The sequence below is a fragment of the Citrobacter sp. Cb080 genome, assembly GCF_030334745.1.
GTDB classification, from domain to species: Bacteria; Pseudomonadota; Gammaproteobacteria; order Enterobacterales; family Enterobacteriaceae; genus Citrobacter; species Citrobacter braakii.
Genome location: NZ_JAOWDG010000062.1, coordinates 40,460 through 66,182, shown reverse-complemented (window position 1 = coordinate 66,182; position 25,723 = coordinate 40,460). Strand labels below are relative to the sequence as shown.

Here is a 25,723-nt window from a genome sequence, read left to right as displayed (position 1 = left end):
AATGAGATAACAAAGATGAGTGAGAAAGCGACCTTCTGGCTGGGTATTGATTGCGGCGGGACCTATCTGAAAGCGGGTTTGTATGATGCCAAAGGTCATGAGCAGGGAATTAACCGGCAATCGCTGCAGACAATATCGCCATTACCCGGGTACGCCGAACGCGATATGCATCAACTGTGGCAACAGTGCGTCGCGACCATTGCCGGGCTGTTAAAGCGTACAGGTGTCTGCGGCGAGCAAATCAAAGGTGTCGGTATATCCGCTCAGGGCAAAGGCCTGTTCCTACTTGATAAGCAAGATAAGCCGCTAGGTAATGCCATTCTCTCTTCTGACCGACGTGCGATGGACATCGTACAGCGCTGGCAGCAGGATGGGATCCCTGAGCAGCTCTACCCGGTCACCCGCCAGACATTGTGGACCGGGCATCCGGCATCGCTCCTGCGCTGGGTGAAAGAGAACACCCCTCAGCGCTACGCGCAAATTGGTAGCGTCATGATGGGTCATGACTACCTGCGCTGGTGCTTAACCGGCGTCAAAGGCTGCGAAGAGAGCAATATCTCCGAGTCGAACCTCTACAACATGACCACGGGTCAGTACGACCCGAGGCTGACTCAGTGGCTGGGTATCAGTGAAATCGACCATGCCCTGCCCCCCATCGTGGGGTCAGCAGAAATATGCGGGGAAATCACCGCTCAGACAGCCGCCATCACCGGTCTGGCGGCGGGTACGCCCGTCGTCGGCGGCCTGTTTGATGTGGTTTCCACCGCACTCTGCGCCGGTATCGAAGATGAGCACACCCTTAACGCGGTGATGGGAACGTGGGCTGTCACCAGCGGGATCGCTCACAGGCTGCGCGACCACGAGCCTCATCCCTATGTTTATGGCCGCTATGTGAATGACGGGCAGTACATCGTTCATGAAGCCAGTCCGACCTCCTCCGGCAATCTGGAATGGTTTACCGCTCAGTGGGGCGAACTCTCTTTTGATGAGATCAATCAGGCCGTCGCCAGTTTACCGAAAGCCGGTAGCGCGCTTTTCTTCCTGCCCTTTTTGTACGGCAGTAACGCCGGGCTGGAGATGACCAGCGGCTTTTATGGCATGCAGGCTATACACACTCGCGCCCACTTATTACAGGCCATCTACGAAGGCGTGGTTTTCAGCCACATGACCCACCTGAACCGCATGCGTGAACGTTTTACGCAAGCACATACCCTGCGCGTCACCGGAGGTCCGGCGCACTCCGACATCTGGATGCAAATGCTGGCAGACGTCAGCGGCTTACGTATCGAGCTGCCGCAGATTGAAGAGACCGGCTGCTTTGGCGCAGCGCTCGCCGCCCGCGTAGGCACCGGCGTTTATCACAATTTCAGCGACGCGCAGCGCAGCTTACAGCACCCAGTGCGCACGCTGCTGCCAGACGCAGCGGCGCATGCGAGCTACCAGCGTAAATATCGCCAATACATAGATTTAATTACCGCACTACAGGGCTATCACGCCCGCATTAAGGAGCATGAATGATGAGTCGACCATTACTGCAACTGGCGCTCGACCACACCAACCTGCAGGCAGCCCAGCGCGATGTCGCACTGCTACAAGAAAGTGTCGATATCGTTGAAGCGGGAACGATTCTCTGCTTGACCGAAGGCCTTAGCGCCGTCAAAGCGCTGCGCACCCAGTGCCCAAATAAAATCATCGTCGCCGACTGGAAGGTAGCCGATGCGGGCGAAACCCTTGCACAGCAAGCGTTTGGCGCTGGCGCTAACTGGATGACCATCATCTGCGCTGCGCCGCTGGCGACAGTAGAGAAAGGCCATGGCGTCGCGCAGTCCTGCGGCGGCGAAATTCAGATGGAACTGTTCGGCAACTGGACGCTGGATGACGCCCGTGACTGGTATCGCGTTGGGGTTCGCCAGGCGATTTACCATCGTGGGCGCGATGCCCAGGCCAGCGGGCAACAGTGGGGAGAAGCTGATCTGGCGCGCATGAAAGCGCTTTCCGATATCGGTCTGGAGTTGTCAATTACCGGCGGGATTACGCCCGCCGACCTGCCGCTGTTTCGCGATATCAACGTCAAAGCCTTTATCGCCGGACGCGCGCTGGCTGGGGCGCAAAACCCAACGCAGGTTGCCGCTGAATTCCATGCGCAAATCGACGCCATCTGGGGAGCACAGTATGCGTAATCATCCGTTAGGTATCTATGAAAAAGCGCTGGCGAAAGACCTCTCCTGGCCGGAGCGTTTGGTGCTGGCGAAAAGCTGCGGTTTTGATTTCGTCGAGATGTCGGTGGATGAAACCGATGAACGTCTGTCGCGTCTCGACTGGAGCCCCGCTCAGCGCGCATCGCTGGTGAGCGCGATGCTGGAAACCGGCGTGGCAATCCCCTCAATGTGCCTGTCCGCCCACCGCCGTTTTCCCTTTGGCAGCCGCGATGAATCAGTCCGCGTTCGGGCGCGCGACATCATGACCAAAGCCATTCGTCTGGCGCGCGATCTCGGTATTCGCACCATTCAACTGGCAGGTTACGACGTCTATTACGAGGAACATGACGAAGGTACGCAGCAGCGCTTTGCCGAAGGGCTGGCATGGGCAGTCGAGCAAGCCGCCGCCGCGCAGGTCATGCTGGCGGTAGAAATTATGGATACCGCTTTTATGAACTCGATTAGCAAGTGGAAAAAGTGGGACGAAATGCTGTCATCGCCGTGGTTCACCGTCTATCCGGACGTAGGCAATCTCAGCGCCTGGGGAAATGACGTCACTGCCGAATTGACGCTGGGCATCGACCGTATCGCCGCTATCCACCTGAAAGACACGCTACCGGTAACCGAAACCCATCCGGGCCAGTTTCGCGATGTGCCTTTTGGCGAAGGGTGCGTGGACTTTGTCGGTATCTTCAAAACGCTGCATGAGCTGAACTATCGCGGATCGTTTCTGATTGAAATGTGGACTGAAAAAGCGAATGAGCCGGTACTGGAAATTATCCAGGCGCGACGCTGGATAGAAGCACGTATGCAGGAAGGAGGATTTCCATGTTAGAACAACTGAAGGCCGAGGTGCTGGCGGCCAATCTGGCGCTTCCGGCTCATGGTTTAGTCACCTTTACCTGGGGTAACGTCAGCGCGGTGGATGAAACGCGTAAGCTGATGGTGATTAAGCCGTCCGGCGTGGAATATGACGTGATGGCCGCCGACGATATGGTGGTGGTGGATATTGCCAGCGGCAATGTGGTTGAAGGTAGTAAAAAACCCTCCTCAGACACGCCAACCCATCTGGCGCTGTACCGTCGCTACCCTGAAATCGGTGGGATCGTCCACACCCATTCACGCCACGCGACGATCTGGTCACAGGCGGGTCTTGATCTCCCGGCATGGGGTACCACACATGCCGATTATTTCTATGGTTCTATTCCGTGTACTCGTCTGATGACCGTTGAGGAGATTAACGGCGAATATGAATATCAAACCGGTGAGGTCATTATTCAGACCTTTGAGCAACGCGATCTTAATCCGCTGCATGTTCCGGCGGTATTAGTGCATTCACACGGTCCGTTCGCCTGGGGTAAAGATGCCGCAGACGCCGTACATAACGCCGTGGTGCTCGAAGAGTGCGCCTATATGGGGCTGTTCTCGCGCCAGTTAGCCCCTCAGTTGCCGGATATGCAGTCGGAGTTGCTGGATAAACACTATCTGCGCAAACACGGTGTGAACGCGTATTACGGGCAGTAACGGGTCAGGCGCTATTAATATGCTCTTTGCAATAGCGCCGTTTCCACGCTGCGGGTGTCAGGCTGGTATGCTTGCGAAAGATTTTGCGAAAGTAACCCACATCATTAAATCCACATTTTATCGCCACTTCGGTAAGCGACAGCGAGCCACTGATCAACAGTTTTTCTGCCGCTCTTACCCGCTGGCGATGCAATGCTTCAGTTAGCGTCAGCCTGAAAGCGCTACGGAATACACGCCCCAGATAATCCGCATTGCAATGCAGCTCTTTCGCCAGAGTTGAAGCACTAATCGGCAGGTGGAACTGGGTGTGGATTATTTGTTGCGCTTTCCATGCCAGCGCATTACCGGGGCTATCTGCGGGTTGCTCGCTAGCCGCCGCGGAGATTTGCTGCAAAATCAGCAGTAGGATCAGTTCCAACGCAACGCTGCGATGAATATTTTCCTGCTCGCGTAAGAACTGCCGAAACAGCGAAATAATATATTGTGGCTCGCTAACCCGGGCATGCTGAGGAATCGCAAGCAACGGTTCTGTAAGTGAAGCATCGTTTTCTGCTGTCACCTCAAAGTGCAACCAGTAAAATTTCAAATCAGCCGGAAATTGTCCCACACCAATATGCAAACGCTGCGGCCATAGCAACAAACTTTCTCCAGCATTCACACAAAAAACGGTCTGGCCTTCGCGAATCGTTAATGTCCCTTTTTCGACAAAGATGATTTCCCAGGATTGCAATTGCCGCGCCGGATGGCTTCCCACGCCTCGGGAAATAAATAGCCCACCATTTTGCACTTTAATCGGAAGAGACATGGATAATTCGAGCATATATATTCAAATTCCCGCTTTTTTGCATTATTTAAACTACTCTTTATCATTGATTATTCACGATAAAACTGCTTTTCGCTGGATCGAAATCACATTTTTATAATGAAGTCGGAATTGTCATCTTTTTATACTTTTCTCTTCCCTTGTTGACCCTAACATTTCGTGCAGAATAAATAACGTACTTTGCAAATTACAAACAAATAACCCGCAACGTAGCGGGGTACTTTCTGAAAATCCTCTCCGGGAGTTATTTATGACTTCGGCTCCGATTACGACATCTGATTTGGCACAGCGTGCCCAGGACGACAAATTATCCCTGCGTGAAAAAATTGGCTACGGCCTGGGCGATGCAGGCGGGACGGTAATTACCTGTCTGATCATGAACTTTCTGACATTTTTCTACACCGATGTCTTCGGGTTAACGCCCGCGCTGGTCGGCACATTGTTTATTGCCCTGCGCGTATTTGATGCTATTTCCGATCCGATAATGGGCATACTTGCCGACCGCACGCAAAGCCGCTGGGGGCGTTTTCGCCCATGGCAGCTGTGGGTGGCAATTCCCATTGGCATCATTGGCGTACTCACGTTTACCGTCCCTGACGCCAGCATGAGCGTAAAAATCGCCTGGGCATTCGGCACCTATCTGTTGCTCTCCGTCGGCTATACCGCCATTAACGTGCCGTACTGTGCGTTGATCAACACCATGACCACCCGCCACAATGAAGTGATCGCCTGCCAGTCCTGGCGCTTTGTGTTGTGCGGCGTGGCGGGATTCCTTGTCTCCGTCGGCCTGCCGTGGATGGTGGATATTCTGGGTCAGGGCAACGCCGCGCAGGGTTATCAGTTCGGCGTGGGCATCCTGTGCGCCATCGCAGTGGTGATGTTCCTGTGCTGTTTCTTCTGGGTTCGCGAGCGTGTGCCGCTGGCGATGATGGGAAAATTTACCCTGCGCGAACACATTGGCGGGCTGCGCAAAAATGACCAGTTGCTGCTGATGCTGGTGATGTCTTTCCTGCTGATTAACGTCTTCAATATTCGCGGCGGCGGGTACATGTACTTCATTACCTACGTGCTGGAGGGCAGCACCGCTTACACGTCGCTGTTTTTCACCATGGTCACCTTCGCGTCCATCATCGGTTCAGTGGTTGTCAGCCCGCTGACCCGCCGCATTGATACCGTCAAACTCTATTACTACACCAACGTGGTGCTGGCAGCCCTGGCAGTGATGATGTGGTTCCTGCCGACCGGTTCGGCTTATCAGACATTATGGCTGGCGGTTATTCTCGGCAACGGCATTATTTTAGGCTTCACGCTGCCGCTGCACTTCTCGCTGATGGCCTTTGCCGACGATTACGGCGAGTGGAAAACCGGCGTGCGTTCCTCCGGCATGAATTTCGCCTTCAACCTGTTTTTCATCAAGCTGGCCTGGGCCTCAAGCGCGGGGATCATCAGCCTGTTGTTTATTTTTGTCGCCTATCAGCCAGGCGCTGGCAACCAAACCGCCAGTTCGCTGCAAGGGATTACGGCGATGGAAACGCTGCTGCCCGCGCTGTTCCACCTGCTGCTGGCGCTGTCTATCCGCATTTGTAAACTCAATAACCCGATGATGTCGCGCATTGCCACCGATCTGCGTCAGCGTCATGTACAGCCTTAAGGAGCATGAAATGAACGTACTGGAAGTCGACCTGCACAAGCTCACGGTCAGCGATCCGTTTCTCGGACAATATCAGCAGTTGGTGCGTGATGTGGTGCTCCCCTACCAGTGGGATGCGCTCAATGACCGCATTGCAGAGGCGGAACCAAGCCATGCGATAGAGAACTTCCGCATCGCCGCAGGGCTGCAGGATGGCGAGTTTTACGGCATGGTTTTTCAGGATAGCGATGTAGCGAAATGGCTGGAGGCCGTTGCCTGGTCGCTGTGCCAGAAACCCGATGCGGAACTTGAGAAAACCGCTGATGAGGTCATTGAACTGGTGGCTGCGGCACAGTGTGAAGATGGCTATCTCAATACTTACTTTACGGTAAAAGCCCCGGATGAACGCTGGACCAACCTCGCGGAATGCCATGAACTGTACTGCGCCGGTCATTTAATTGAAGCGGGCGTCGCATTTTTCCAGGCGACGGGTAAGCGTCGTCTGTTAGAGGTGGTGTGCCGCCTGGCGGATCACATCGACAGCGTGTTTGGTCTCGGAGAGAATCAACTGCGTGGCTACCCCGGACACCCGGAAATCGAGCTGGCCTTAATGCGCTTGTTCGAAGTGACCCAGCAACCTCGCTATATGACGCTGGTAAATTACTTTGTTGAGCAGCGCGGCGCACAGCCCCATTTCTATGACGAAGAGTATGAAAAGCGCGGCCAAACCTCTTACTGGCATACTTACGGCCCAGCATGGATGGTGAAGGATAAACCCTATAGCCAGGCACATCAGCCCATTTCAGAACAGCAAACGGCGATCGGTCATGCAGTACGTTTTGTTTATCTGATGACCGGCGTGGCGCACCTGGCGCGCTTAAGCCGGGACGAAGGCAAACGTCAGGATTGCCTGCGTCTGTGGAAAAACATGGTCCAGCGTCAGTTGTACATTACCGGCGGGATCGGCTCTCAAAGCAGCGGTGAGGCGTTTAGCAGCGATTACGATCTGCCCAACGACTCCGTGTACGCGGAAAGCTGCGCTTCAATCGGACTGATGATGTTCGCCCGCAGAATGCTGGAAATGGAGGCCGACAGCCAGTATGCCGACGTAATGGAGCGCGCCCTGTATAACACCGTACTTGGCGGCATGGCGCTGGACGGTAAACACTTTTTCTACGTAAACCCACTGGAAGTACATCCTAACTCATTAAAATTCAATCATATTTACGACCACGTAAAGCCCGTTCGCCAACGCTGGTTCGGCTGCGCCTGCTGTCCGCCAAATATCGCCCGCGTGTTAACCTCAATTGGCCATTACATCTACACGCCACGTCAGGACGCGCTGTATATCAATATGTACGTGGGCAATAGCATGGAAGTCCCCATTGCAGATGGCTCGCTCAAACTGCGCATTAGCGGAGATTATCCATGGCATGAGCAGGTAAAAATCGCCATCGAATCGCCGCAATCGGTATATCACACTCTGGCCCTGCGCCTGCCAGACTGGTGCTCCGCGCCGCAGGTTTTACTGAATGGTCAGCCGGTTGAGCAGGATATTCGCAAAGGCTATTTGCACATCAGCCGAATCTGGCAGGAGGGAGATACGCTGAGTCTGACTCTGCCGATGCCAGTGCGTCGGGTGTACGGAAATCCACTGGTGCGTCATGTTGCCGGTAAGGTCGCCATTCAACGAGGGCCGCTGGTGTATTGCCTGGAGCAGGCCGACAACGGTGAGGAGCTACATAATTTGTGGCTGCCAAAAGAGAGTGAATTCAGGGTATTCGAGGGTAAGGGGCTGTTCAGCCATAAACAGTTAATTCAGGCTGAAGGCGTGAAGCAAAGTAGCGATGACGCGACACAGCAATCCTTGTGGCACTACGATGTTTCACCGACTACGCGCCAGTCACATACCCTGACGTTTATTCCGTGGTTTAGCTGGGCGAACCGTGGTGAAGGCGAAATGCGTATCTGGGTAAACGAGTAGTAACTGAAGGTATGCCGGATGACGATGCTTCGGGTCTTATCCGGTCTATCACATTGAAAAGATTGCCCTCCTCCCTGAGGACAAACGGGTGAGAATCAGAAACGCCAGGTCAGACCGGACATAAAGGTAAAGCTGTCATCACGGTCAACCATCGGGCTATTTTTAATATCATCTGGCAGCGCACTATAGTTGGCGCTGGCCAGCAGCGTCAGATTGCTGGTCAATGCGTATTTAGCGGACAGACCAACATACGGTGTCCAGCTATCGCCAGGGGAGTAGCTTGATAACCCACTACGGCGGGATTCATTGCCAGAGATGCCGTAGTAATATTCGTTGAAGTTTTCGTCATAGTAGAGCACGCCAATCGCCGGCGTCAGCGTCAGCTTGCCCATCGGCATTTGGCGAAACAGAGACATTTCGCCAACCCAACCGTTGCTGTTGTCCAGCACATCCGCTGCTGCGGAGACTTTCACGCTGCCCCATTTCTCATGGTGATACCATGCAGCACCCGCCATCGCGGTTGCGTCACGCTTGTTCAGTTGCTTCATCGCTTGATCGTCGTTATCACCCGGATCAAACTCAAGCGGCATGTACGAGGCAGTAATGCTAAATTCATTACTTTCATTTTTTGAAAGAATATAACCTAACGTTGTTTGCCTAAAATAAAATGATTCACTTTCATAACTGACAAGCGGTACTGCGTGAACGTTATCATTATATCCACGATAAGGAGATTCGTTATATACAGCGCCGCCGCCAATAGAAAATTCTGCGGCAGTTGCGCTCGCCATAAATGAAAAGGCGAATAGCGCCACAATATTGCGTTTAATTAACATGCCCACATTCCATTTTAAAATAAGATACAAAACGCGTGCATAATAATGCTTACAATTTCATCGGTGCAAGATTCATATTTATATAGTAATATATACAAACATATATATTGGGTTTGGCAATGAACAAATTACAACTCAAACACCGGGAACTGAAGATTATTTCGGTAATTGCTGCCAGTGAAAACATCAGTCATGCCGCTACGGTTCTCGGCATCGCACAAGCCAACGTTAGTAAGTATCTTGCTGATTTTGAATCCAAAGTTGGACTAAAGGTATTTGATCGCACCACTCGACAGCTCACCCTCACACCGTTTGGTACAGCGCTGCTTCCTTACATCAATGACATGTTGGACAGAAACGATCAGCTCAATAATTTCATTGCTGATTATAAGCACGAAAAACGTGGCCGGGTAACCGTATATGCTCCGACGGGCATAATTGCTTATTTATCGCAACATGTGATCGCAAAAATTCAGGATATTGGTGGAATTAGCCTCTCACTTAAAACATGTAACCTGGAACGAAAGGCATTTTTTGAAGGTGTCGACTTCCCTGAAGATTGTGATATTTTAATCACCTATGCGCATCCTAAAGATGAATCTCTGGTTGCCAGTTTCATTACTAAATATGCGGTGACGGCTTTTGCCAGCCCTGAGTATATCAAAGCACATCCTATTAGTAGCCCTGATGAACTGAAAGAACATTCCTGTATCCTGATTGATTCCATGATGATAGATGAGGCTAATATCTGGCGTTTCACTTCTGCCGGAGGCAAGGAGATGCACGATTATCGGGTAACCGGAAATTATGTCTGCGACAATACACAGTCTGCACTGGCGCTGGCACGTAACCATCTGGGCATTGTTTTTGCGCCAAATGCGAGTGTGCAAAAAGATGTTGAATCCGGGTCGCTGGTTCCATGTTTCTCAGAACAACATGAATGGTGGCTGGATTTGGTGGTGATTTTCCGCAAACGTGAATACCAGCCGTGGCGGGTACAGTTTATTCTTGATGAGATGTTGGCAGAGATCCGCCAGCAACTTACTCAGGCGCTGGAACAGCAGCCTGAGTAAGCGAAATTAGGGTACCAGGTTCAAAATGGTAAGCAAAATAGCCTGCGCCTAGTGATCGAGATACAGATAATGCACCCAACTGGTCATGCGCAGCAGAACCTTACGCATCACTGACACATGGGTGAAGTGATCAGAATAAACCGCGACCTGCGCATAAATCCCATCAGGCAGAGCGTTCACATCCACATTATCATTCAGCTCAATCGTGGCGATCACCCCTTCCGATCCAGGCGTAGAATTTAAGGATTGCAGCGCCCCATTCGACTGGTATGTCCCCCCCGGTACGGCCGGACTGATGGCAGCCAGTTTGCCGCTGAAAACCTTACCCGGCAGGGCGTTAAACACCACTTCAGCTTCATCGCCTGGCTCCAATCGCAGCAACGAGTTTTGCCGGAACTGGGCGATAATTTGCCGTTTTTGATCCGGAATAAACACCATCACCGGACGCATAGGCAGCGCGGCGGCATAGGTTCCCGGTCGCATCAGCACCTGCGTAACGTAACCATCGCTGGGCGCGCGAACCACTGTCTGGTCCAGGTTGAACTCCGCTTCGGCTAACTGCGCTTTCAGGCTGGCAATTTGCGAATTCTCACCCTGCACCAGGCTGTCTAACTGACTCTGGATTTGCTGTTGTTCCGCAACGGAGGATTTCACCGCTGCTTCCTGCGCCAAATAGTTTTGCCGCGCCGCATCGATATCGCGTTCAGAAAAAGGATTGACCTTCGCCTGACTCCCCTGCGCATAGCGCTGGTAATCTTTAGCTAGCTTGTCACGCGTAGCCTTTGCCCGCTGCGTGTTGGCTTGCATTTCGTCTAACTGCGCCACCAGCACCTGCTCTTTATGTTGTGCAGTGACAATATCAGCTTTCAGGCGATCAACTCGTGCCTGGTAACGTCCTGGATTAAGTTTAAACAGTACCTCACCTTTTTTGATCAGCGTATTCTTCTTATCCGTCACTTCCGTCACGACCCCCGTGACCTGCGGTACTACGGGAATAGAAATTACTGCCTTTTGCGCCTTAAATGTATACGGATGGTTATAATTCATCAGTAATATAAGCCCGCAAACAATGAATATACCGCCCAATGCTGCAGTGGGTACTGTCCATTTATTGGCAGGAATTTTAAAAATCTTAAATATTGACCATGCGCACGCCACATAGGTCAGAACGATCAATAAATCCATCGATATTACTCCGCCGGAGAGGTCTTCGCCTCACCCAGTTTCTTTTCCAGATCGGCAACCCTGGCCTGCAACTGGATCAGGGAAGAATCCGCGCTTTGCATACCCCACCCGCGTTCCGGGCGATAAAGCGTTGCCCAGATCCATAAAAAGGGCCAAATGACATGTAAGGTAAACAAACTCACCCAGCCTACGACATGTATTGCGTCAGCGTGAGGATGGTTACGTTTCTTTGCAATGAGATAGGGAATATCATGCAGAATAATAATCCCGTAAAAAATGACCAGGAATACAAAAATAAGCACTCCTAATGCAAAATAATTAAGGAACATATTTGCCTCAGGGATTTAAATTAAAAATTCGGCTGCAATTTGATTTACACAATAGAGTTGATAATAGTAGTGGAATGACCAGATTGGATGCAATCGTCTTATTTATATAACGATATATGGGTTTATATATAACTGCAGAATAAAGATATGCCCGGCGCAAAACCGGGCAATAAGTGATGAGAAATTAAAATAGTCCCAGCGGTTTATCCGAGTAGCTCACCAGCAGACATTTGGTTTGCTGATAATGCTCGAGCATCATCTTATGCGTCTCGCGCCCGATGCCCGACTGCTTATAGCCACCGAATGCCGCATGGGCCGGGTAAGCATGGTAACAGTTGGTCCATACACGCCCCGCCTGAATCCCACGGCCCATCTTGTACGCCAGATTTCCGTTACGGCTCCAGACACCAGCGCCAAGCCCATATTGGGTGTCATTGGCGATTTCCAGCGCCTCTTCCATGGTTTTAAAGGTCGTGACGGCCAGCACGGGCCCGAAGATCTCTTCCTGGAAAACCCGCATGTTGTTCTTGCCAAACAGAATGGTTGGTTCGAGGTAATAACCTTCTTTTAAGTCGCCATCCAGTTGCTTGCGCCGCCCGCCGGTGAGAACATCAGCCCCTTCTTTCTTACCAATATCGATGTAATTCAAAATGGTTTCCAGTTGACCATGCGAGACCTGCGCACCCATTTGCGTCACGCTGTCTAACGGGTTGCCGCTGCGAATACCCTCCACCCGGCGAATAGCTCTTTCCATAAAACGTTCGTAAATAGATTCCTGTACTAACGCACGGCTCGGACAGGTACACACTTCACCCTGATTGAAGGCAAACAGCGCGAAACCTTCCAGCGCTTTGTCAAAAAACGCATCCTCTTCATCCATCACATCAGCGAAGAAGATATTGGGCGATTTCCCACCCAGCTCCAGCGTGACGGGAATAATGTTCTGCGTGGCGTATTGCATGATCTGCTGCCCAACTTCCGTTGAGCCGGTAAACGCCACTTTCGCAATGCGTTTAGACGTCGCCAGATACTCACCGATTTCCCCACCCGCACCGTTTACCACGTTCACCACGCCCGGCGGGAGCAGATCGCCGATGACTTCCATCAGCAACAGCACGGACAGCGGCGTGAGGCGCGCGGGTTTAAGCACGACGCAGTTACCCGCCGCCAGCGCGGGCGCCATCTTCCAGCTGGCCATCAGCAACGGGAAGTTCCACGGGATAATTTGCCCTACCACGCCAAGAGGTTCATGGAAGTGATAAGCCACGGTCTCGCTATCAACCTCGCTTATACCCCCTTCCTGCGCACGAATACAGGAAGCGAAATAGCGGAAATGGTCAATCGCCAGCGGAACATCTGCCGCGCTGGTTTCGCGGATGGGCTTACCGTTATCCCAGGTTTCTGCCGTCGCCAGCAGTTCCAGATTTTGCTCCATACGATCGGCGATTTTGAACAGTATCGCTGCCCTGTCCTGCACGGATGTCTGTGCCCACTTGTCTTTTACTTTGTGCGCGGCATCCAGTGCCAGATCGATATCCTTTTTGCCGGAAGAGGCCACTTCGCACAGTAATTGCCCGGTTACCGGCGTCAGGTTTTGGTAATACTCGCCGTCCACTGGGGCAACCCAGTCACCGCCGATAAAGTTATCGTATCGGGCTTTTAACTTCAGAGGGTAACCATACTCGCCGGGATAAATACGCGTTGAAGGGGGGTTATTGGTCATGACCGTCTCCTTGCTGTAGGGGTACTACAAGGGTAGACGGGGCTGGCGAATTATTCGCCAGCCATTTACTGCTTTACGACAGGTATCACGAATTACATAGCAGCGCGATAAATCGCCATGATTTCTTCATGAGTCGCCTGAATCGGGTTAGTGAAACCGCAGGCATCTTTCAGGGCATTGGTCGCCAGTACGGCAATATCCTCTTCCTTCACGTTCAACTCACGCAGACCGTCCGGGATATTCACTTTCTGCGCTAGTTCGCGGATCGCCGTGATGCAGGCTTCCGCCCCTTGCTCTGCGCTCAAGCCAGCAACGTCCACACCCATTGCCGCAGCGCAATCACGCAGGCGAGCGGCAGCCACTTTGCTATTGAAGACCTGCACATGCGGCAGCAGCACTGCGTTACATACACCGTGCGGCAGATCGTAGAAGCCACCCAACTGGTGCGCCATTGCGTGCACATAACCAAGAGAAGCGTTGTTAAAAGCCATGCCCGCGAGGAACTGCGCGTAAGCCATGGCTTCGCGCGCCTGAGCATTGCTGCCATCTGCAACGGCGACCGGCAGGTTTTCCGCAATCATGGTGACCGCTTTCAACGCGCACGCATCGGTAATCGGCGTTGCAGCAATAGACACGTAGGCTTCAATGGCGTGGGTCAGCGCATCCATACCGGTTGCCGCTGTCAGGGACTTCGGCATGCCGACCATCAGCGAGGAGTCATTAACGGACAGCAGCGGCGTAACGTGCTTATCCACAATCGCCATTTTTATGTGGCGTACTTCATCGGTAATGATGCAGAAACGGGTCATCTCAGATGCCGTGCCCGCGGTGGTGTTAATGGCGATCATCGGCAGCTGTGGTTTTGCAGAACGGTCCACACCTTCGTAATCGCGAATATCGCCGCCGTTAGCCGCCACCAGCGCAATGCCCTTCGCACAATCGTGCGGAGAACCGCCGCCGAGGGAAATAACGCTATCACATTCGTTTTCTTTCAGTATATGCAGGCCAGCAGCGACGTTACTGGTCGTGGGATTAGGATGCGTACCGTCGAAAATTACGCTGAAAATATCACGTTCCTGTAATGCTTTTTGAATCTCGCCAGCCATACCTAATTTTGTCAGCATGGCATCCGTGACAATCAGCGTACGACGAAAACCATATTCCGCCATTGTATTCATTGCTTCTTTTAATGAATCAGCGCCGATTACATTCACGGAAGGAATAAAAAATGTTGAAGCAGCCATTGTACGATCCTTAATTACTCTAAAGAGTCAGGAAGCATACGAGTGAAATATCCAACAAAATATGATCGTGGTTGTTATTTTAATAACACCCACAATTAAAAAGCACATTAGGTTCATAATCTAATGTGCTTATTTCAATCAATATTTATTTTGTATTAATTCATTTAATTCCTGAATTAATTGTTTCATTACTTTTCGGGAAACAACAAAGCATCGCGTAATAAATGATCATTTCCCCGGCGACGCGTAAAACCAATGCGGTCAAAATATTCCAGAATCTGGATAGCCAATTTGCGTCCAACGTTAAGCCTGTCGCGGAAATCGGCAGCACAGGTCGATCCTTTCTCCTGATCCAGTTCGCGGATCATATTGGCAAAGGCCACAATCCGATCGTTACGGTAATAGCGATCTTTGACGATCGCGGTGATGATGCCTTGCTGCGCTGCTTGTCGTAACGCCACACGCATCATCTGCTCATCTGTGCCCGTCTGTTTTGCCAAATCGCGCACCCACCACGGCTCATCGCCAAAAAGCGGTTCTGCTTTTTGCCAGATAGCCTGCTGCTCTTCGCTGAAACCGGCCTTATGATCCGGCAAATGCAGCCAGCCATGATGACTATGGATGGCTCCGCTCTCACGCATCTTTTCAATCAGCAGCAGGACCAGCGCTTCATCTTCCATCGGCAAAGCCATACGGCGCAGGCGTTCTCGCCCAGGTCCTGGTTCATCACGGTGCTGTTCGTGGTACGTCGCCAGCGTATCAAGGACTTTCCGCTGCCAGCGCGCTGCAACGGCAGCATTCAACAGACTGTATCCCGCCTGAATAAAGCCATGCAGCTCAATCAACGGACGCATACCGTTGCCGTTGAGCTGACGCGCCCAGGCGAAGTCAGGAATATTCACCGCCCCGCGCGTCAGATGCAGCGCCAGAGCTTCGCCGTCGCTCTGCACCTTCTCCAGTGCTGCCAGCCACTGCAAATATTCCGGCTTACGCTTCCCGCGACGCGGCGGATTGAGCGTTACCACGCGCGCGCCAGCCAGCGTCGTGCGGGCCGAAATATCGCGTAGCACCAGACGGTCGTTATCGGCGAGCCAGAGCGGTGTATCAAACACCAGTTCCGCCAGCGTCCCTTCAAGCAGGGAGATTCTGCCGGTGACGTGGCTGGCCGCGTGGTGAATATGCAGCGGTTGCCACTGCATCAGCGGCGCGGCATGCTCCAAAGAGACAATCACGCGGGTAAACGCCTCTGGCGGTGCATCGGACAGCAGCCAGTCGCCGCGGTTAAGCTCTTCTTTTTGTGCATCACCGGCAATATTCAGCGCAATACGTTGCCCCGCCTGCGCGCGATCGGTGGCCTGATTTTGCGCATGCAAGCTACGCACGCGCATCGGTTTGTTGACGCCCGTGAGCCACAGCGTGTCACCAACAGTCACCTCACCGCTAAGCGCCGTCCCGGTCACCACCAGACCCGCGCCTTTGACCGTAAAGGCACGGTCAATCGCCAGGCGAAAGCTGCAATCGCGGGCATGCTCGCGCGACGTTAATTGCTGTAAATGATCGCGCAGTTCTTCGATTCCACGACCTTCACTGGCAGCCGTCACGAACAGAACCGCATCGGCGAATCCATAGTTTTCAAGCGCAGTATGCACCTCAGTACGTACCGCGTTGATGCGATCGTCATCCACGCGATCGGCTTTCGTGAGCGCCACGGTGATCTGCGGGTTGCCCGTCAGTTGCAGAATTTGCAAATGCTCACGCGTTTGCGCCATCACGCCGTCATCACACGCCACCACCAGCAGCGCATGGTCGATCCCGCCGACACCCGCCAGCATGTTGGACAAAAACTTTTCGTGTCCGGGAACATCGATAAATCCCAGAATCCTTCCGTCCGGCTGCGGCCAGTAGGCATAACCGAGATCGATGGTCATGCCGCGCTTTTTTTCTTCCGGCAAACGGTCGGCATTCACGCCGGTAATCGCCTGTAATAACGTTGTTTTTCCGTGGTCAACGTGTCCGGCGGTTGCAATAATCATTTTAGCATCATCTCCATAAACCGGGTCTCGTCCTCAAGGCAGCGCAGATCCAGCCATAAGCGACCATCATAAATTCGCCCAATGATCGGCACGGGCAGCGCACGCCAACGGGCGGCCAGTGCTTCGAGGCGGCTACCGCGCCCGTCATGTGGCGTAAAGGTTAATGCCGCGCTGGGCAGCCTATCAACAGGTAGCGAACCGCTGCCTATCTGCGATAAACAAGGCATAACGTTCAGGGCGAATTCGTCGCCGTAATGATCAGCAAGCCGTGCCTGTAATTGTTGTGCCTGCGCGTGGACAGCCTCCTGCGAGCGGGTGAGCTGGCGTAACGTCGGCAACTTCGCTGCCAGCGCTTCCGGGTGCAGGTAGAGCCGCAGCGTCGCTTCCAGCGCAGCCAGCGTCATTTTATCAGCCCGTAATGCACGTTTCAGCGGATGGCTCTGTAAGCGCGCGATCATCTCTTTTTTACCGACAATAATCCCTGCCTGCGGCCCTCCCAGTAATTTATCGCCAGAGAAGCTCACCAGGCTAACGCCAGCGGCAATCAGCTGTTGCGGCATCGGCTCCTGCGGTAATCCATACTGGCTGAGATCGACCAGCGAGCCGCTGCCGAGATCCGCCACTACCGGAACATCCAGCTCCTTGCCAATAGTGGCCAGCTCTGCCTCATCCACCGACTTCGTAAAGCCTTCGATGCTGTAATTACTGGTATGCACTTTCATCAGCAGACCGGTGTTTTCATTTACCGCCTGACGATAATCTTTCGTGTGGGTCCGGTTGGTGGTACCCACTTCGCGCAGAATACATCCGGCCTGACACATCACGTCCGGAATACGAAATGCGCCGCCAATTTCTACCAGTTCTCCGCGTGAAACGACCACCTCTTTGCCGTTAGCTGTGGCCGCCAGCATCAGCAAAACCGCTGCCGCATTGTTATTGACGATACAGGCGTCTTCCGCCCCCGTCAGACGGCAGAGTAAATCCGCCAGGGCCCGATCCCGATGCCCACGCCCGGCATCATCCAGGCTGTATTCCAGCGTCACCGGCGTGCGCATCGCCTGCACCACCGCCTCGATCGCTTCTTCGGCCTGCGATGCGCGCCCAAGATTGGTATGCAGCACCGTTCCGGTCAGGTTAATCACCGGACGCAGCGCACTTTGCGATTCTCGTTCCAGCCGGGCGCAGGCCTCTTGCGCCCAGTCCTCACACCATGCCGGGAGCGCGTGCGTGTCGCGAATAGCTTCTCTGGCTTCGTCGAGCATGTGACGCAGCAGGTCAACCACCCGGGTATGACCGTGAGACTCACGTAAAGCTGGGAAGGCGCTATCGCGCAATAAACGATCGATCGCAGGAAGCTGGCTGTAGAGTGAACGCATGTCGGTTGTCATGAAAGGGCCTGGCTGTTGGTGGCCCTCTCCACCGTGGAGAGGGATATCGATATAGGAAGGATTGTACCGTGACTTTGCTTAGGCGAGTATAATGTGTATCAAGCCTTTGGCGGTTCCGTACGGGCAAAACTTTCGCGTTGAAAGAGCGTTTCCACCAGTTTGACCAGACGCGGGCGATCAACACACCAGCCGGGCGCAACCCGACGGAAATTGAGATAACCGACGGCACAGGCAATCGCAATGGTTGCCAGGTTAACCGTATCCGTTTTCAGCGTACCCTCCGCCAGATAACCTTCCAGCATATCCAGACTACGGGTAATCTTTTCTCGCTGGCGTAACAGTTCGGTTTCTGACTGCTGTGCGACGGGGCGAGCCTGTTCGCGTACCGAGACTAAACCGGCATCCATAATGCCATCGGCCAGCGCTTCCAACTGGCGTACCTTCAGCGCCGCCAGTGGTTCACGCGGCAGCATCGCTGGCGCAATATCCAGCAGTTCTATGTATTCCGCGATGATCGGAGAGTCAAACCAGTACTCGCCCTCATCGGTAACCAACGCGGGCACTTTTCCTAACGGGTTATAGCGTGCCACGCCGCTATCTGCGTTATAGGGGAGTTCATTCACAAATTCGAAGGTGATACCCTTTTCCAGTAACAGAATAGAAATTTTACGCACAAAAGGGCTGGTATAGCTGCCAATGAGTTTCATGCCGGGTCCTTTTTGCCAACAAAAATATCAGTATGGCTCAGGTCAGTGCAAATGGCAGGTGATGACGGTCTCAATGATCCAAATAAAGGTAATGCATCCAACTGGTCATGCGCAGCAGCACTTTTCGCATCACTGAAACGTGAGCGAAATGGTCGGAATAGACCGCCACCTGGGCATAGATACCGTCCGGCAGCGCATCCACATCGGCATTGGGAGCCAGCTCAATCGTGGCCAGCACGCCATCGGTACCCGGCAGCACCGTTAAGGACTGTAATGCTCCCTGCGCCTGATAAGAACCGCCCGGAACAACCGGCAGAATGCTGGTGAGCTTGCCGGAGAATACCTGGCCTGGCAGCGCGTTGAAGACCACTTCCGCTTCATCACCCGGTTTAAGGCGCAGCAACGAATTCTGGCGGAATTGCGCCACGATTTGCCGTTTTTGTTCCGGAATAAATACCATCACCGGGCGCAGAGGCAGCGCGGCGGCATAGGTCCCGGGCCGGATAAGCACCTGCGTTACATAACCGTTGCTGGGGCACGTACGATAGTCTGCTCAAGATTGTATTTGGCTTCAGCGAGCTGGGCGCGCAGAGACGCAACCTGAGATTGCTCTCCATTGACCATACTGTCTAACTGGCTCTGAATCTGCGTCTGTTCAGCAACGGAGCCTTTGACCAGCGCATCCTGCGCCAGATAGTTTTGCCGGGCGTTGTCGATGTCGCTTTCAGAGAATGGATTAACCTTCGCCTGACTGCCCTTCAAATAGCGTTGATAATCTTTATACAGGCGATCTCGTTCAGCGGAAACGCGGGTGGTGTTGGCTACGGCTTCAGACAGCTGCGCTTTCATATTGTCGATGTTGTGCGTAGCGGTCACCAGGTCGGCCTGCAGCCTGTCGACCCGCGCCTGATAACGAACGGGATCGAGTTTAAATAACACCTCGCCTTTTTTAATCAGCTGATTATTTTTATCTGTCACCTCACTAACAATTCCGGTGACCTGTGGGGTAACAGGAATTGAAATAACCGCCTTTTGCGCCGTAAAGGTATACGGGTGGTTATAGTTCATTAATAAAATGAGTCCCGCCACAATAAACACCCCACCTAATGCGGCGGTAGCAAGCGTCCATTGATTTACCGGAATACGGAATATTTTAAAAATGGCCCAGGCGAATGCCACATAGGTCAGGACAATCAACAAGTCCATGATCAAATCTCCGGAAAGGTGGAGTTATCGTTTTTTTTCTCCCCATCCAGTCTATTTTCCAACTGGGTGATGCGCGCGGCCAGCGCGGCAATTTCAGGGTCAGGTTCCTTCCCGGACGGCGTGATGTGTGACTGCATTCCCCAGCCTCGTTCTGGCTGATAGAGCGTGGCCCAGATCCACAGGAAGGGCCAAATAACATGCAGCGTAAATAAACTCACCCAACCCGCCGTATGGATGGCATCGGCATGGGGATGGTTGCGCTTCTTAGCCATGTTATAGGGAATATCATGGATGGCGATGATTCCGTAAAACAGAACCAGAAAAACGAAGATCAGCACACCTAACGCGAAATAGTTTAGAAACATACCCGCCTCGTATTCACGCTAATCAGAGCTTTCAATTGCAGGCAGCCGAAAGGAGTCATGGCTGGTAATTTGAACATAATTGCAGTTAGTCATTTCCGCCATACCACCAGGGTATAAATTTTCAGGTTGATGGCTTGCGGGGTAGTTGCAAGAAATAGGTTATGAAACAGAATCCGCTCCAGATCACACCAGGAAAAATCCAGACAAATATTTATTGCGAAGTAGATCACAAATACTCAACAAACAGCCAAAGCAAAAACGTGAACAACTTCACACTTAACGCCCATTTTTAGCCAATCTTTGACCTGTGATGTTTTTTTGTACCGATATTTTGTGATGAAAATCACATTAACTAACGCCATACACCCTATATTTACGTGACAAACGTCACATAAAAAGCCGTCGACTGGACAGTTGAACGATTCAGTGCCAGATTTCGCAGTATCTACAGGGTCCGGCTACCTCCTGCCGCTACATTAACAAACCTCGGGCTTTTAGCCTGCGCGACAGCAAACATAAGAAGGGGTGTTTTTATGTCATCCGATATTAAGATCAAAGTGCAAAGCTTTGGTCGATTCCTCAGTAACATGGTGATGCCAAATATCGGCGCGTTTATCGCGTGGGGTATTATCACCGCATTATTCATTCCGACAGGGTGGTTGCCGAACGAAACGCTGGCGAAGCTTGTCGGCCCAATGATCACCTATCTGCTGCCGCTGCTGATCGGTTATACCGGTGGTAAGCTGGTTGGCGGCGAGCGTGGCGGCGTGGTGGGTGCTATCACCACCATGGGCGTTATCGTCGGTGCCGATATGCCAATGTTCCTCGGCGCGATGATCGCAGGTCCGCTGGGCGGCTGGGCTATCAAACATTTCGACAACTGGGTAGACGGTAAGATCAAGTCCGGTTTTGAGATGCTGGTGAATAACTTCTCCGCAGGCATCATCGGGATGATCCTCGCCATTCTGGCATTCCTTGGCATTGGCCCATTGGTTGAAGCACTGTCCAAAATCCTGGCGGCAGGCGTTAACTTCATGGTTGTCCATGACATGCTGCCGCTGGCGTCTATCTTCGTTGAACCGGCGAAAATCCTGTTCCTCAACAACGCCATCAACCACGGTATTTTCTCACCGCTGGGTATTCAGCAGTCCCACGAGATGGGCAAATCCATCTTCTTCCTGATTGAAGCTAACCCGGGTCCGGGTATGGGCGTTCTGCTGGCATACATGTTCTTCGGTCGCGGCAGCGCTAAGCAGTCTGCAGGCGGCGCGGCTATCATCCACTTCCTGGGTGGTATCCACGAAATTTACTTCCCGTACGTGCTGATGAACCCGCGTCTGATCCTGGCCGTTATCCTCGGCGGTATGACTGGCGTATTTACCCTGACTATCCTGAACGGCGGCCTAGTTTCTCCGGCTTCTCCGGGTTCTATCCTGGCCGTACTGGCAATGACGCCGAAGGGTGCTTACTTCGCGAACATCGCTGCTATCTGTGCCGCAATGGCTGTCTCCTTTGTCGTCTCAGCCATTCTGCTGAAAACCAGCAAAGTGAAAGAAGATGATGACATTGATGCCGCTACTCGTCGTATGCACGACATGAAAGCGGAATCCAAAGGTGCATCTCCGCTGGCGGCTGGCGACGTGACTAACGACCTGAGCCATGTGCGTAAAATCATCGTTGCCTGCGATGCGGGTATGGGCTCCAGCGCCATGGGGGCGGGCGTACTGCGCAAGAAAGTGCAGGATGCCGGTCTGTCTCAGATTTCCGTCACCAACAGCGCGATTAACAATCTGCCGCCGGATGTCGATCTGGTCATTACCCACCGTGACCTGACCGAACGTGCGATGCGCCAGGTGCCTCAGGCGCAACACATTTCGCTGACCAACTTCCTCGACAGCGGCCTGTACGCCAGCCTGACCGAACGTCTGGTTGCTGCACAGCGCCACAACGTGAACGAAGAGAAAGTCCGCGATCACCTGAAAGACAGCTTCGAAGAGGGTGATACCCACCTGTTCAAACTGGGTGCGGAGAATATCTTCCTCGGCCGTAAAGCCACTAACAAAGAAGAAGCGATTCGCTTTGCCGGTGAGCAACTGGTGAAAGGCGGCTACGTTGAGCCAGAATACGTCGAGGCGATGCTGGACCGCGAAAAACTGACCCCGACTTACCTCGGTGAGTCCATCGCAGTGCCGCACGGTACGGTTGAAGCCAAAGACCGCGTGCTGAAAACCGGCGTGGTGTTCTGCCAGTACCCAGAAGGCGTGCGCTTCGGTGAAGAAGAAGACGACATTGCCCGCCTGGTCATTGGTATCGCCGCACGTAACAATGAACATATCCAGGTGATCACCAGCCTGACCAACGCTCTGGATGACGAATCCGTAATCGAACGTCTGGCCCATACCACCAGCGTGGATGAAGTTCTGGAACTGCTGGCTGGTAAAAAAGCTTAACCATTAAGTATCTCCAAAATAGTTCGAGCTGCAGAAAGGCGGCAACGCAGCGAATCCCCAGGAGCGTACATAAGTACGTGACTGGGGTGAGCGAGGAGAGCCAACGCATCTGCAGTTCGAAATATGAAGGCGATATCCTCTCCCTTGTGGAGAGGGTTAGGTTGAGGGAAACGCCTCACCCCAGCCCTCTTGGGTAAAAACATTAATGAAGGTTAATACTATGAAAGCATTACATTTTGGCGCAGGTAATATCGGTCGTGGCTTTATCGGCAAACTGCTGGCGGACGCGGGGATACAACTGACGTTCGCGGATGTAAACCAGGTCGTGCTCGATGCCCTGAATGCCCGTCATAGCTATCAGGTTCATGTGGTGGGTGAAAACGAGCAGGTTGATACCGTTTCCGGCGTCAACGCCGTGAGCAGCATCGGCGATGATGTTGTCGATCTGATTGCCCAGGTAGATTTAGTCACTACCGCCGTCGGCCCGGTCGTGCTTGAGCGTATCGCTCCGGCCATCGCCAAAGGGCTGGTTAAACGCAAGGCGCAGGGCATCGCCACTCCGCTGAATATTATCGCCTGTGAAAACATGGTGCGCGGAACCACCCAGTTGAAAGGCCACGTTATGAACGCGCTGGCAGATGAAAACAAATCTTGGGTTGAAGAACATGTTGGCTTCGTCGATTCCGCCGTGGACCGCATTGTTCCCCCTTCGGCTTCTGCGACCAACGATCCGCTGGAAGTCACCGTCGAAACCTTCAGTGAGTGGATTGTCGACAAAACACAGTTCAAAGGCGAACTGCCTAACATCCCGGGAATGGAATTAACTGATAACCTGATGGCATTTGTCGAACGTAAACTCTTCACGCTGAACACCGGGCATGCTATAACCGCGTACCTCGGAAAATTGACCGGTCATCAGACCATCCGTGACGCGATTCTCGACGAGAAAATCCGTGCAGTGGTAAAAGGTGCGATGGAAGAGAGCGGCGCGGTACTGATCAAACGCTATGGCTTTGATGCAGCAAAACATGCGGCATACATTCAGAAAATCCTCGGTCGCTTTGAAAACCCGTATCTGAAAGATGACGTTGAGCGCGTGGGTCGTCAGCCGCTGCGTAAACTGAGCGCGGGCGACCGTCTGATTAAACCGCTGCTGGGCACGCTGGAGTATGGCCTGCCGCACGCGAATCTGGTCACCGGTATTGCTGCAGCGATGCACTATCGCAGTGAAGAAGATCCGCAGGCCCAGGAACTGGCCGCGCTGATTGACGAAAAAGGTCCACAGGCCGCGCTGGCACAGGTTTCCGGTCTGGATGCCAACAGTGATGTGGTGGCGGAGGCGGTTAACGCATATAACGCAACCAAATGATAGAGAATGTGGCGCAGGTCAGCCTGCGCCCAAATGACAGATTGTCAGATATGCAGGCAATAATGGAACAAACGCAGGCCTTTGAAAATCGTGTGCTTGAGCGTCTGAATGCTGGCAAAACCGTACGCAGCTTCCTCATCACCGCCGTAGAACTGCTCACCGAAGCGGTGAATATCCTTGTGCTTCAGGTATTTCGCAAAGACGACTATGCGGTAAAATATGCCGTAGAACCCCTGCTCGACGGCGACGGTCCGCTGGGCGATCTTTCCGTTCGTCTGAAGCTAATTTACGGTCTGGGCGTACTCAGCCGGCCGGAGTATGAAGATGCGGAGCTTCTGATGGCGCTGCGGGAAGAGTTAAACCATGACGGTAATGAATACGCGTTCACCGACGACGAAATTCTTGGCCCGTTTGGCGAACTCCACTGCGTGACGGCACTCCCGCCGCCACCGCAGTTTGATACCTCAGACTCAGGTTTGCACGCAATGCAGATTCAGCGCTACCAGCAGATGGTACGCTCCACGATGGTACTTTCCCTGACCGAGCTGATTTCTAAAATCAGCTTAAAAAAAGCCTTTCAAAAATAAGACCCTGCAGGCTTACTTCTCTTCCTGCTGCGGTCGATACAGCTGCCGATAATACGCCAGACGTTGCAGATACAGCTGCGCATTCTCCTGCGGTATTTCAGTAGGGACAACGTTGCGCGGTGGTGTTTTATTCAGATATTCGCGAAAAGCCTGGCTTGAAGCCATAAAATCGACCGTCTTATCAATAAGGGCCGAAACGTTCTCACCTATTTTCGCCATAATCTTCCCTCCTCCATGTATTAACCGCGCTCAGCCTGCGCGGTTGCTCATTTAAGTTTAGGATCGGTTGGGCGATTATATTGAGGAAAACGTGCTTCACTATGAACCCGTCAATAAAAAGCACCACGGCCGACCTTATCACTTAAAATTCCTTATTAATCAAAATAGTAGTATTTTCATTAGCTGAATAATACTTGCAACATTTGATTATTTATCTTCGATTAGTTGTGAATAATCCCGCTCTGCGCGCATACTATAGGATATTCATCCTATTTTTATCAGAAGCTATCCTATGAAAGAAGTCGAAAAAAACGAAATTAAACGCCTGAGCGATCGTCTGGACGCTATCCGCCACCAGCAGGCAGACCTGTCCCTGGTTGAAGCCGCCGACAAATATGCCGAGCTGGAGCAAGAGAAAGAAACGCTGGAAACCGAGATTGCGCGTCTGCGTGACGTCCACGGCCAGAAGCTGAGCAAAGAAGCGCAAAAGCTGGCGAAACTTCCTTTCCGTCGTGCTATCACCAAAAAAGAACAGGCCGACATGGGCAAGCTGAAGAAGAGCGTGCGCGGCCTGATCGTCGTTCACCCGATGACCGAGCCTGGCCGTGAAATGGGCCTGAAAGAGATGACGGGCTTCGCGAAGAGCGATTTCTGATCTCCCACCGGGCAACATTCGCTTGCCCGGTCCTTCCCTTCCCCTCGCAATTGGCCCTACCAATTTCAGCCAGATCCTACCAGTACCTCACATTTCATTAAAATGTGCGTACAATACCGTTGCCAATAAATAACATTTGATTAACCATCCATTGTCATTACCCCTACACAACAATATTGGCAGGGCCACTTTTAC

22 protein-coding genes and 1 pseudogene are annotated in these 25,723 nt (G+C 52.7%); 11 read left to right on the top strand and 12 right to left on the bottom strand.

Annotated elements, in window-relative coordinates:
* The first annotated feature begins 15 nt into the window (after window positions 1-15).
* The 4 genes from OGV38_RS10810 to araD are packed head-to-tail and all read left to right on the top strand — an operon-like array spanning window position 16 to window position 3,722.
* Entirely contained in the window at window positions 16-1,518 is a 1,503-nt protein-coding gene (locus OGV38_RS10810; RefSeq protein ID WP_075848032.1) for an FGGY-family carbohydrate kinase, read from the top strand.
* On the top strand, window positions 1,518-2,180 hold the full coding sequence (gene ulaD / locus OGV38_RS10805) for a 3-keto-L-gulonate-6-phosphate decarboxylase UlaD (RefSeq protein ID WP_075848133.1): 663 nt from the start codon (window positions 1,518-1,520) through the stop codon (window positions 2,178-2,180). The genes OGV38_RS10810 and ulaD overlap by 1 nt, the downstream gene beginning before the upstream one ends.
* On the top strand, window positions 2,173-3,033 hold the full coding sequence (locus tag OGV38_RS10800; RefSeq protein ID WP_047415838.1) for an L-ribulose-5-phosphate 3-epimerase: 861 nt from the start codon (window positions 2,173-2,175) through the stop codon (window positions 3,031-3,033). The genes ulaD and OGV38_RS10800 overlap by 8 nt, the downstream gene beginning before the upstream one ends.
* On the top strand, window positions 3,027-3,722 hold the full coding sequence (gene araD / locus OGV38_RS10795) for an L-ribulose-5-phosphate 4-epimerase (protein ID WP_049271758.1): 696 nt from the start codon (window positions 3,027-3,029) through the stop codon (window positions 3,720-3,722). Before OGV38_RS10800 ends, araD begins: the two co-directional genes overlap by 7 nt.
* 4 nt (window positions 3,723-3,726) lie before the next feature.
* Here the strand turns inward: araD and OGV38_RS10790 are convergent, their stop codons facing one another.
* Entirely contained in the window at window positions 3,727-4,542 is an 816-nt protein-coding gene (locus OGV38_RS10790) for a helix-turn-helix domain-containing protein (RefSeq protein WP_047415836.1), read from the bottom strand.
* Window positions 4,543-4,795: 253 nt separating this feature from the next.
* Between OGV38_RS10790 and OGV38_RS10785 the strand changes: the two genes are divergently transcribed.
* Window positions 4,796-6,196 (top strand): MFS transporter, encoded by a 1,401-nt coding sequence (locus OGV38_RS10785; protein WP_047415834.1) that lies wholly within the window; start codon window positions 4,796-4,798, stop codon window positions 6,194-6,196.
* A 10-nt stretch (window positions 6,197-6,206) separates the two neighbouring features.
* On the top strand, window positions 6,207-8,159 hold the full coding sequence (locus OGV38_RS10780; protein ID WP_049271757.1) for a glycoside hydrolase family 127 protein: 1,953 nt from the start codon (window positions 6,207-6,209) through the stop codon (window positions 8,157-8,159).
* 95 nt (window positions 8,160-8,254) lie between these two features.
* On the opposite strand, the gene OGV38_RS10775 is transcribed toward OGV38_RS10780, so the two are convergent.
* Window positions 8,255-8,995 carry a MipA/OmpV family protein gene (locus OGV38_RS10775; RefSeq protein ID WP_016154944.1) on the bottom strand — a complete coding sequence of 247 codons (741 nt, stop codon included), beginning with the start codon at window positions 8,993-8,995 and terminating at the stop codon, window positions 8,255-8,257.
* Between the two features lie 119 nt (window positions 8,996-9,114).
* Here OGV38_RS10775 and OGV38_RS10770 point away from each other — a divergent pair, with 119 nt between their 5' ends.
* Window positions 9,115-10,068, top strand: coding sequence for a LysR family transcriptional regulator (locus OGV38_RS10770; protein ID WP_286473290.1), 954 nt, complete (start codon window positions 9,115-9,117; stop codon window positions 10,066-10,068).
* Between the two features lie 48 nt (window positions 10,069-10,116).
* On the opposite strand, the gene OGV38_RS10765 is transcribed toward OGV38_RS10770, so the two are convergent.
* From OGV38_RS10765 to OGV38_RS10725, 9 genes and pseudogenes are all read right to left on the bottom strand, one after another.
* Complete coding sequence (locus tag OGV38_RS10765; RefSeq protein ID WP_016154946.1) at window positions 10,117-11,253, bottom strand: HlyD family secretion protein; 1,137 nt, start codon at window positions 11,251-11,253, stop codon at window positions 10,117-10,119.
* Window positions 11,254-11,258: 5 nt separating this feature from the next.
* Window positions 11,259-11,582 carry a DUF3302 domain-containing protein gene (locus OGV38_RS10760; protein ID WP_286473289.1) on the bottom strand — a complete coding sequence of 108 codons (324 nt, stop codon included), beginning with the start codon at window positions 11,580-11,582 and terminating at the stop codon, window positions 11,259-11,261.
* 184 nt (window positions 11,583-11,766) lie between these two features.
* Entirely contained in the window at window positions 11,767-13,305 is a 1,539-nt protein-coding gene (gene aldB, locus OGV38_RS10755) for an aldehyde dehydrogenase AldB (protein WP_286473288.1), read from the bottom strand.
* 92 nt (window positions 13,306-13,397) lie between these two features.
* Window positions 13,398-14,549, bottom strand: a complete 1,152-nt coding sequence (gene yiaY / locus OGV38_RS10750) for an L-threonine dehydrogenase (protein WP_137380157.1) — start codon at window positions 14,547-14,549, stop codon at window positions 13,398-13,400.
* Between the two features lie 188 nt (window positions 14,550-14,737).
* Complete coding sequence (gene selB / locus OGV38_RS10745) at window positions 14,738-16,582, bottom strand: selenocysteine-specific translation elongation factor (RefSeq protein WP_016157738.1); 1,845 nt, start codon at window positions 16,580-16,582, stop codon at window positions 14,738-14,740.
* Window positions 16,579-17,970 (bottom strand): L-seryl-tRNA(Sec) selenium transferase, encoded by a 1,392-nt coding sequence (selA, locus tag OGV38_RS10740; RefSeq protein WP_016154951.1) that lies wholly within the window; start codon window positions 17,968-17,970, stop codon window positions 16,579-16,581. The genes selB and selA overlap by 4 nt, the downstream gene beginning before the upstream one ends.
* A 98-nt stretch (window positions 17,971-18,068) precedes the next feature.
* The gene (locus OGV38_RS10735; RefSeq protein ID WP_101700432.1) at window positions 18,069-18,677 is read right to left on the bottom strand and encodes a glutathione S-transferase; all 609 of its coding nucleotides are present in this window, start codon (window positions 18,675-18,677) and stop codon (window positions 18,069-18,071) included.
* A 70-nt stretch (window positions 18,678-18,747) separates the two neighbouring features.
* A pseudogene (locus tag OGV38_RS10730) lies at window positions 18,748-19,883 on the bottom strand (HlyD family secretion protein).
* Window positions 19,884-19,885: 2 nt separating this feature from the next.
* Entirely contained in the window at window positions 19,886-20,248 is a 363-nt protein-coding gene (locus OGV38_RS10725) for a DUF3302 domain-containing protein (RefSeq protein ID WP_016154955.1), read from the bottom strand.
* Between the two features lie 533 nt (window positions 20,249-20,781).
* Here OGV38_RS10725 and mtlA point away from each other — a divergent pair.
* The 3 genes from mtlA to mtlR all read left to right on the top strand — a co-directional run bounded on the left by mtlA (window position 20,782) and on the right by mtlR (window position 24,654).
* Window positions 20,782-22,698, top strand: coding sequence for a PTS mannitol transporter subunit IICBA (gene mtlA, locus OGV38_RS10720; RefSeq protein ID WP_016154956.1), 1,917 nt, complete (start codon window positions 20,782-20,784; stop codon window positions 22,696-22,698).
* A 220-nt stretch (window positions 22,699-22,918) separates the two neighbouring features.
* Complete coding sequence (mtlD, locus tag OGV38_RS10715; protein WP_286473287.1) at window positions 22,919-24,067, top strand: mannitol-1-phosphate 5-dehydrogenase; 1,149 nt, start codon at window positions 22,919-22,921, stop codon at window positions 24,065-24,067.
* On the top strand, window positions 24,064-24,654 hold the full coding sequence (gene mtlR, locus OGV38_RS10710) for a mannitol operon repressor MtlR (RefSeq protein WP_005120486.1): 591 nt from the start codon (window positions 24,064-24,066) through the stop codon (window positions 24,652-24,654). The genes mtlD and mtlR overlap by 4 nt, the downstream gene beginning before the upstream one ends.
* 12 nt (window positions 24,655-24,666) lie before the next feature.
* Here the strand turns inward: mtlR and OGV38_RS10705 are convergent, their stop codons facing one another.
* Window positions 24,667-24,873 carry a hypothetical protein gene (locus tag OGV38_RS10705; RefSeq protein WP_016154958.1) on the bottom strand — a complete coding sequence of 69 codons (207 nt, stop codon included), beginning with the start codon at window positions 24,871-24,873 and terminating at the stop codon, window positions 24,667-24,669.
* A 292-nt stretch (window positions 24,874-25,165) separates the two neighbouring features.
* Between OGV38_RS10705 and OGV38_RS10700 the strand changes: the two genes are divergently transcribed.
* Window positions 25,166-25,528 carry a YibL family ribosome-associated protein gene (locus OGV38_RS10700; protein WP_286473286.1) on the top strand — a complete coding sequence of 121 codons (363 nt, stop codon included), beginning with the start codon at window positions 25,166-25,168 and terminating at the stop codon, window positions 25,526-25,528.
* The last annotated feature ends 195 nt before the right edge of the window (window positions 25,529-25,723 follow it).

What these genes read in the sequence shown, in the direction of transcription:
- OGV38_RS10810 (WP_075848032.1), top strand. Translation starts at nt 16, where the DNA reads ATGAGTGAGAAAGCGACCTTCTGGCTGGGTATTGATTGCGGCGGGACC.
- ulaD (WP_075848133.1), top strand. Translation starts at nt 1,518, where the DNA reads ATGAGTCGACCATTACTGCAACTGGCGCTCGACCACACCAACCTGCAG.
- OGV38_RS10800 (WP_047415838.1), top strand. Translation starts at nt 2,173, where the DNA reads ATGCGTAATCATCCGTTAGGTATCTATGAAAAAGCGCTGGCGAAAGAC.
- araD (WP_049271758.1), top strand. Translation starts at nt 3,027, where the DNA reads ATGTTAGAACAACTGAAGGCCGAGGTGCTGGCGGCCAATCTGGCGCTT.
- OGV38_RS10790 (WP_047415836.1), bottom strand. Translation starts at nt 4,542, where the DNA reads ATGCTCGAATTATCCATGTCTCTTCCGATTAAAGTGCAAAATGGTGGG.
- OGV38_RS10785 (WP_047415834.1), top strand. Translation starts at nt 4,796, where the DNA reads ATGACTTCGGCTCCGATTACGACATCTGATTTGGCACAGCGTGCCCAG.
- OGV38_RS10780 (WP_049271757.1), top strand. Translation starts at nt 6,207, where the DNA reads ATGAACGTACTGGAAGTCGACCTGCACAAGCTCACGGTCAGCGATCCG.
- OGV38_RS10775 (WP_016154944.1), bottom strand. Translation starts at nt 8,995, where the DNA reads ATGTTAATTAAACGCAATATTGTGGCGCTATTCGCCTTTTCATTTATG.
- OGV38_RS10770 (WP_286473290.1), top strand. Translation starts at nt 9,115, where the DNA reads ATGAACAAATTACAACTCAAACACCGGGAACTGAAGATTATTTCGGTA.
- OGV38_RS10765 (WP_016154946.1), bottom strand. Translation starts at nt 11,253, where the DNA reads ATGGATTTATTGATCGTTCTGACCTATGTGGCGTGCGCATGGTCAATA.
- OGV38_RS10760 (WP_286473289.1), bottom strand. Translation starts at nt 11,582, where the DNA reads ATGTTCCTTAATTATTTTGCATTAGGAGTGCTTATTTTTGTATTCCTG.
- aldB (WP_286473288.1), bottom strand. Translation starts at nt 13,305, where the DNA reads ATGACCAATAACCCCCCTTCAACGCGTATTTATCCCGGCGAGTATGGT.
- yiaY (WP_137380157.1), bottom strand. Translation starts at nt 14,549, where the DNA reads ATGGCTGCTTCAACATTTTTTATTCCTTCCGTGAATGTAATCGGCGCT.
- selB (WP_016157738.1), bottom strand. Translation starts at nt 16,582, where the DNA reads ATGATTATTGCAACCGCCGGACACGTTGACCACGGAAAAACAACGTTA.
- selA (WP_016154951.1), bottom strand. Translation starts at nt 17,970, where the DNA reads ATGACAACCGACATGCGTTCACTCTACAGCCAGCTTCCTGCGATCGAT.
- OGV38_RS10735 (WP_101700432.1), bottom strand. Translation starts at nt 18,677, where the DNA reads ATGAAACTCATTGGCAGCTATACCAGCCCTTTTGTGCGTAAAATTTCT.
- OGV38_RS10725 (WP_016154955.1), bottom strand. Translation starts at nt 20,248, where the DNA reads ATGTTTCTAAACTATTTCGCGTTAGGTGTGCTGATCTTCGTTTTTCTG.
- mtlA (WP_016154956.1), top strand. Translation starts at nt 20,782, where the DNA reads ATGTCATCCGATATTAAGATCAAAGTGCAAAGCTTTGGTCGATTCCTC.
- mtlD (WP_286473287.1), top strand. Translation starts at nt 22,919, where the DNA reads ATGAAAGCATTACATTTTGGCGCAGGTAATATCGGTCGTGGCTTTATC.
- mtlR (WP_005120486.1), top strand. Translation starts at nt 24,064, where the DNA reads ATGATAGAGAATGTGGCGCAGGTCAGCCTGCGCCCAAATGACAGATTG.
- OGV38_RS10705 (WP_016154958.1), bottom strand. Translation starts at nt 24,873, where the DNA reads ATGGCGAAAATAGGTGAGAACGTTTCGGCCCTTATTGATAAGACGGTC.
- OGV38_RS10700 (WP_286473286.1), top strand. Translation starts at nt 25,166, where the DNA reads ATGAAAGAAGTCGAAAAAAACGAAATTAAACGCCTGAGCGATCGTCTG.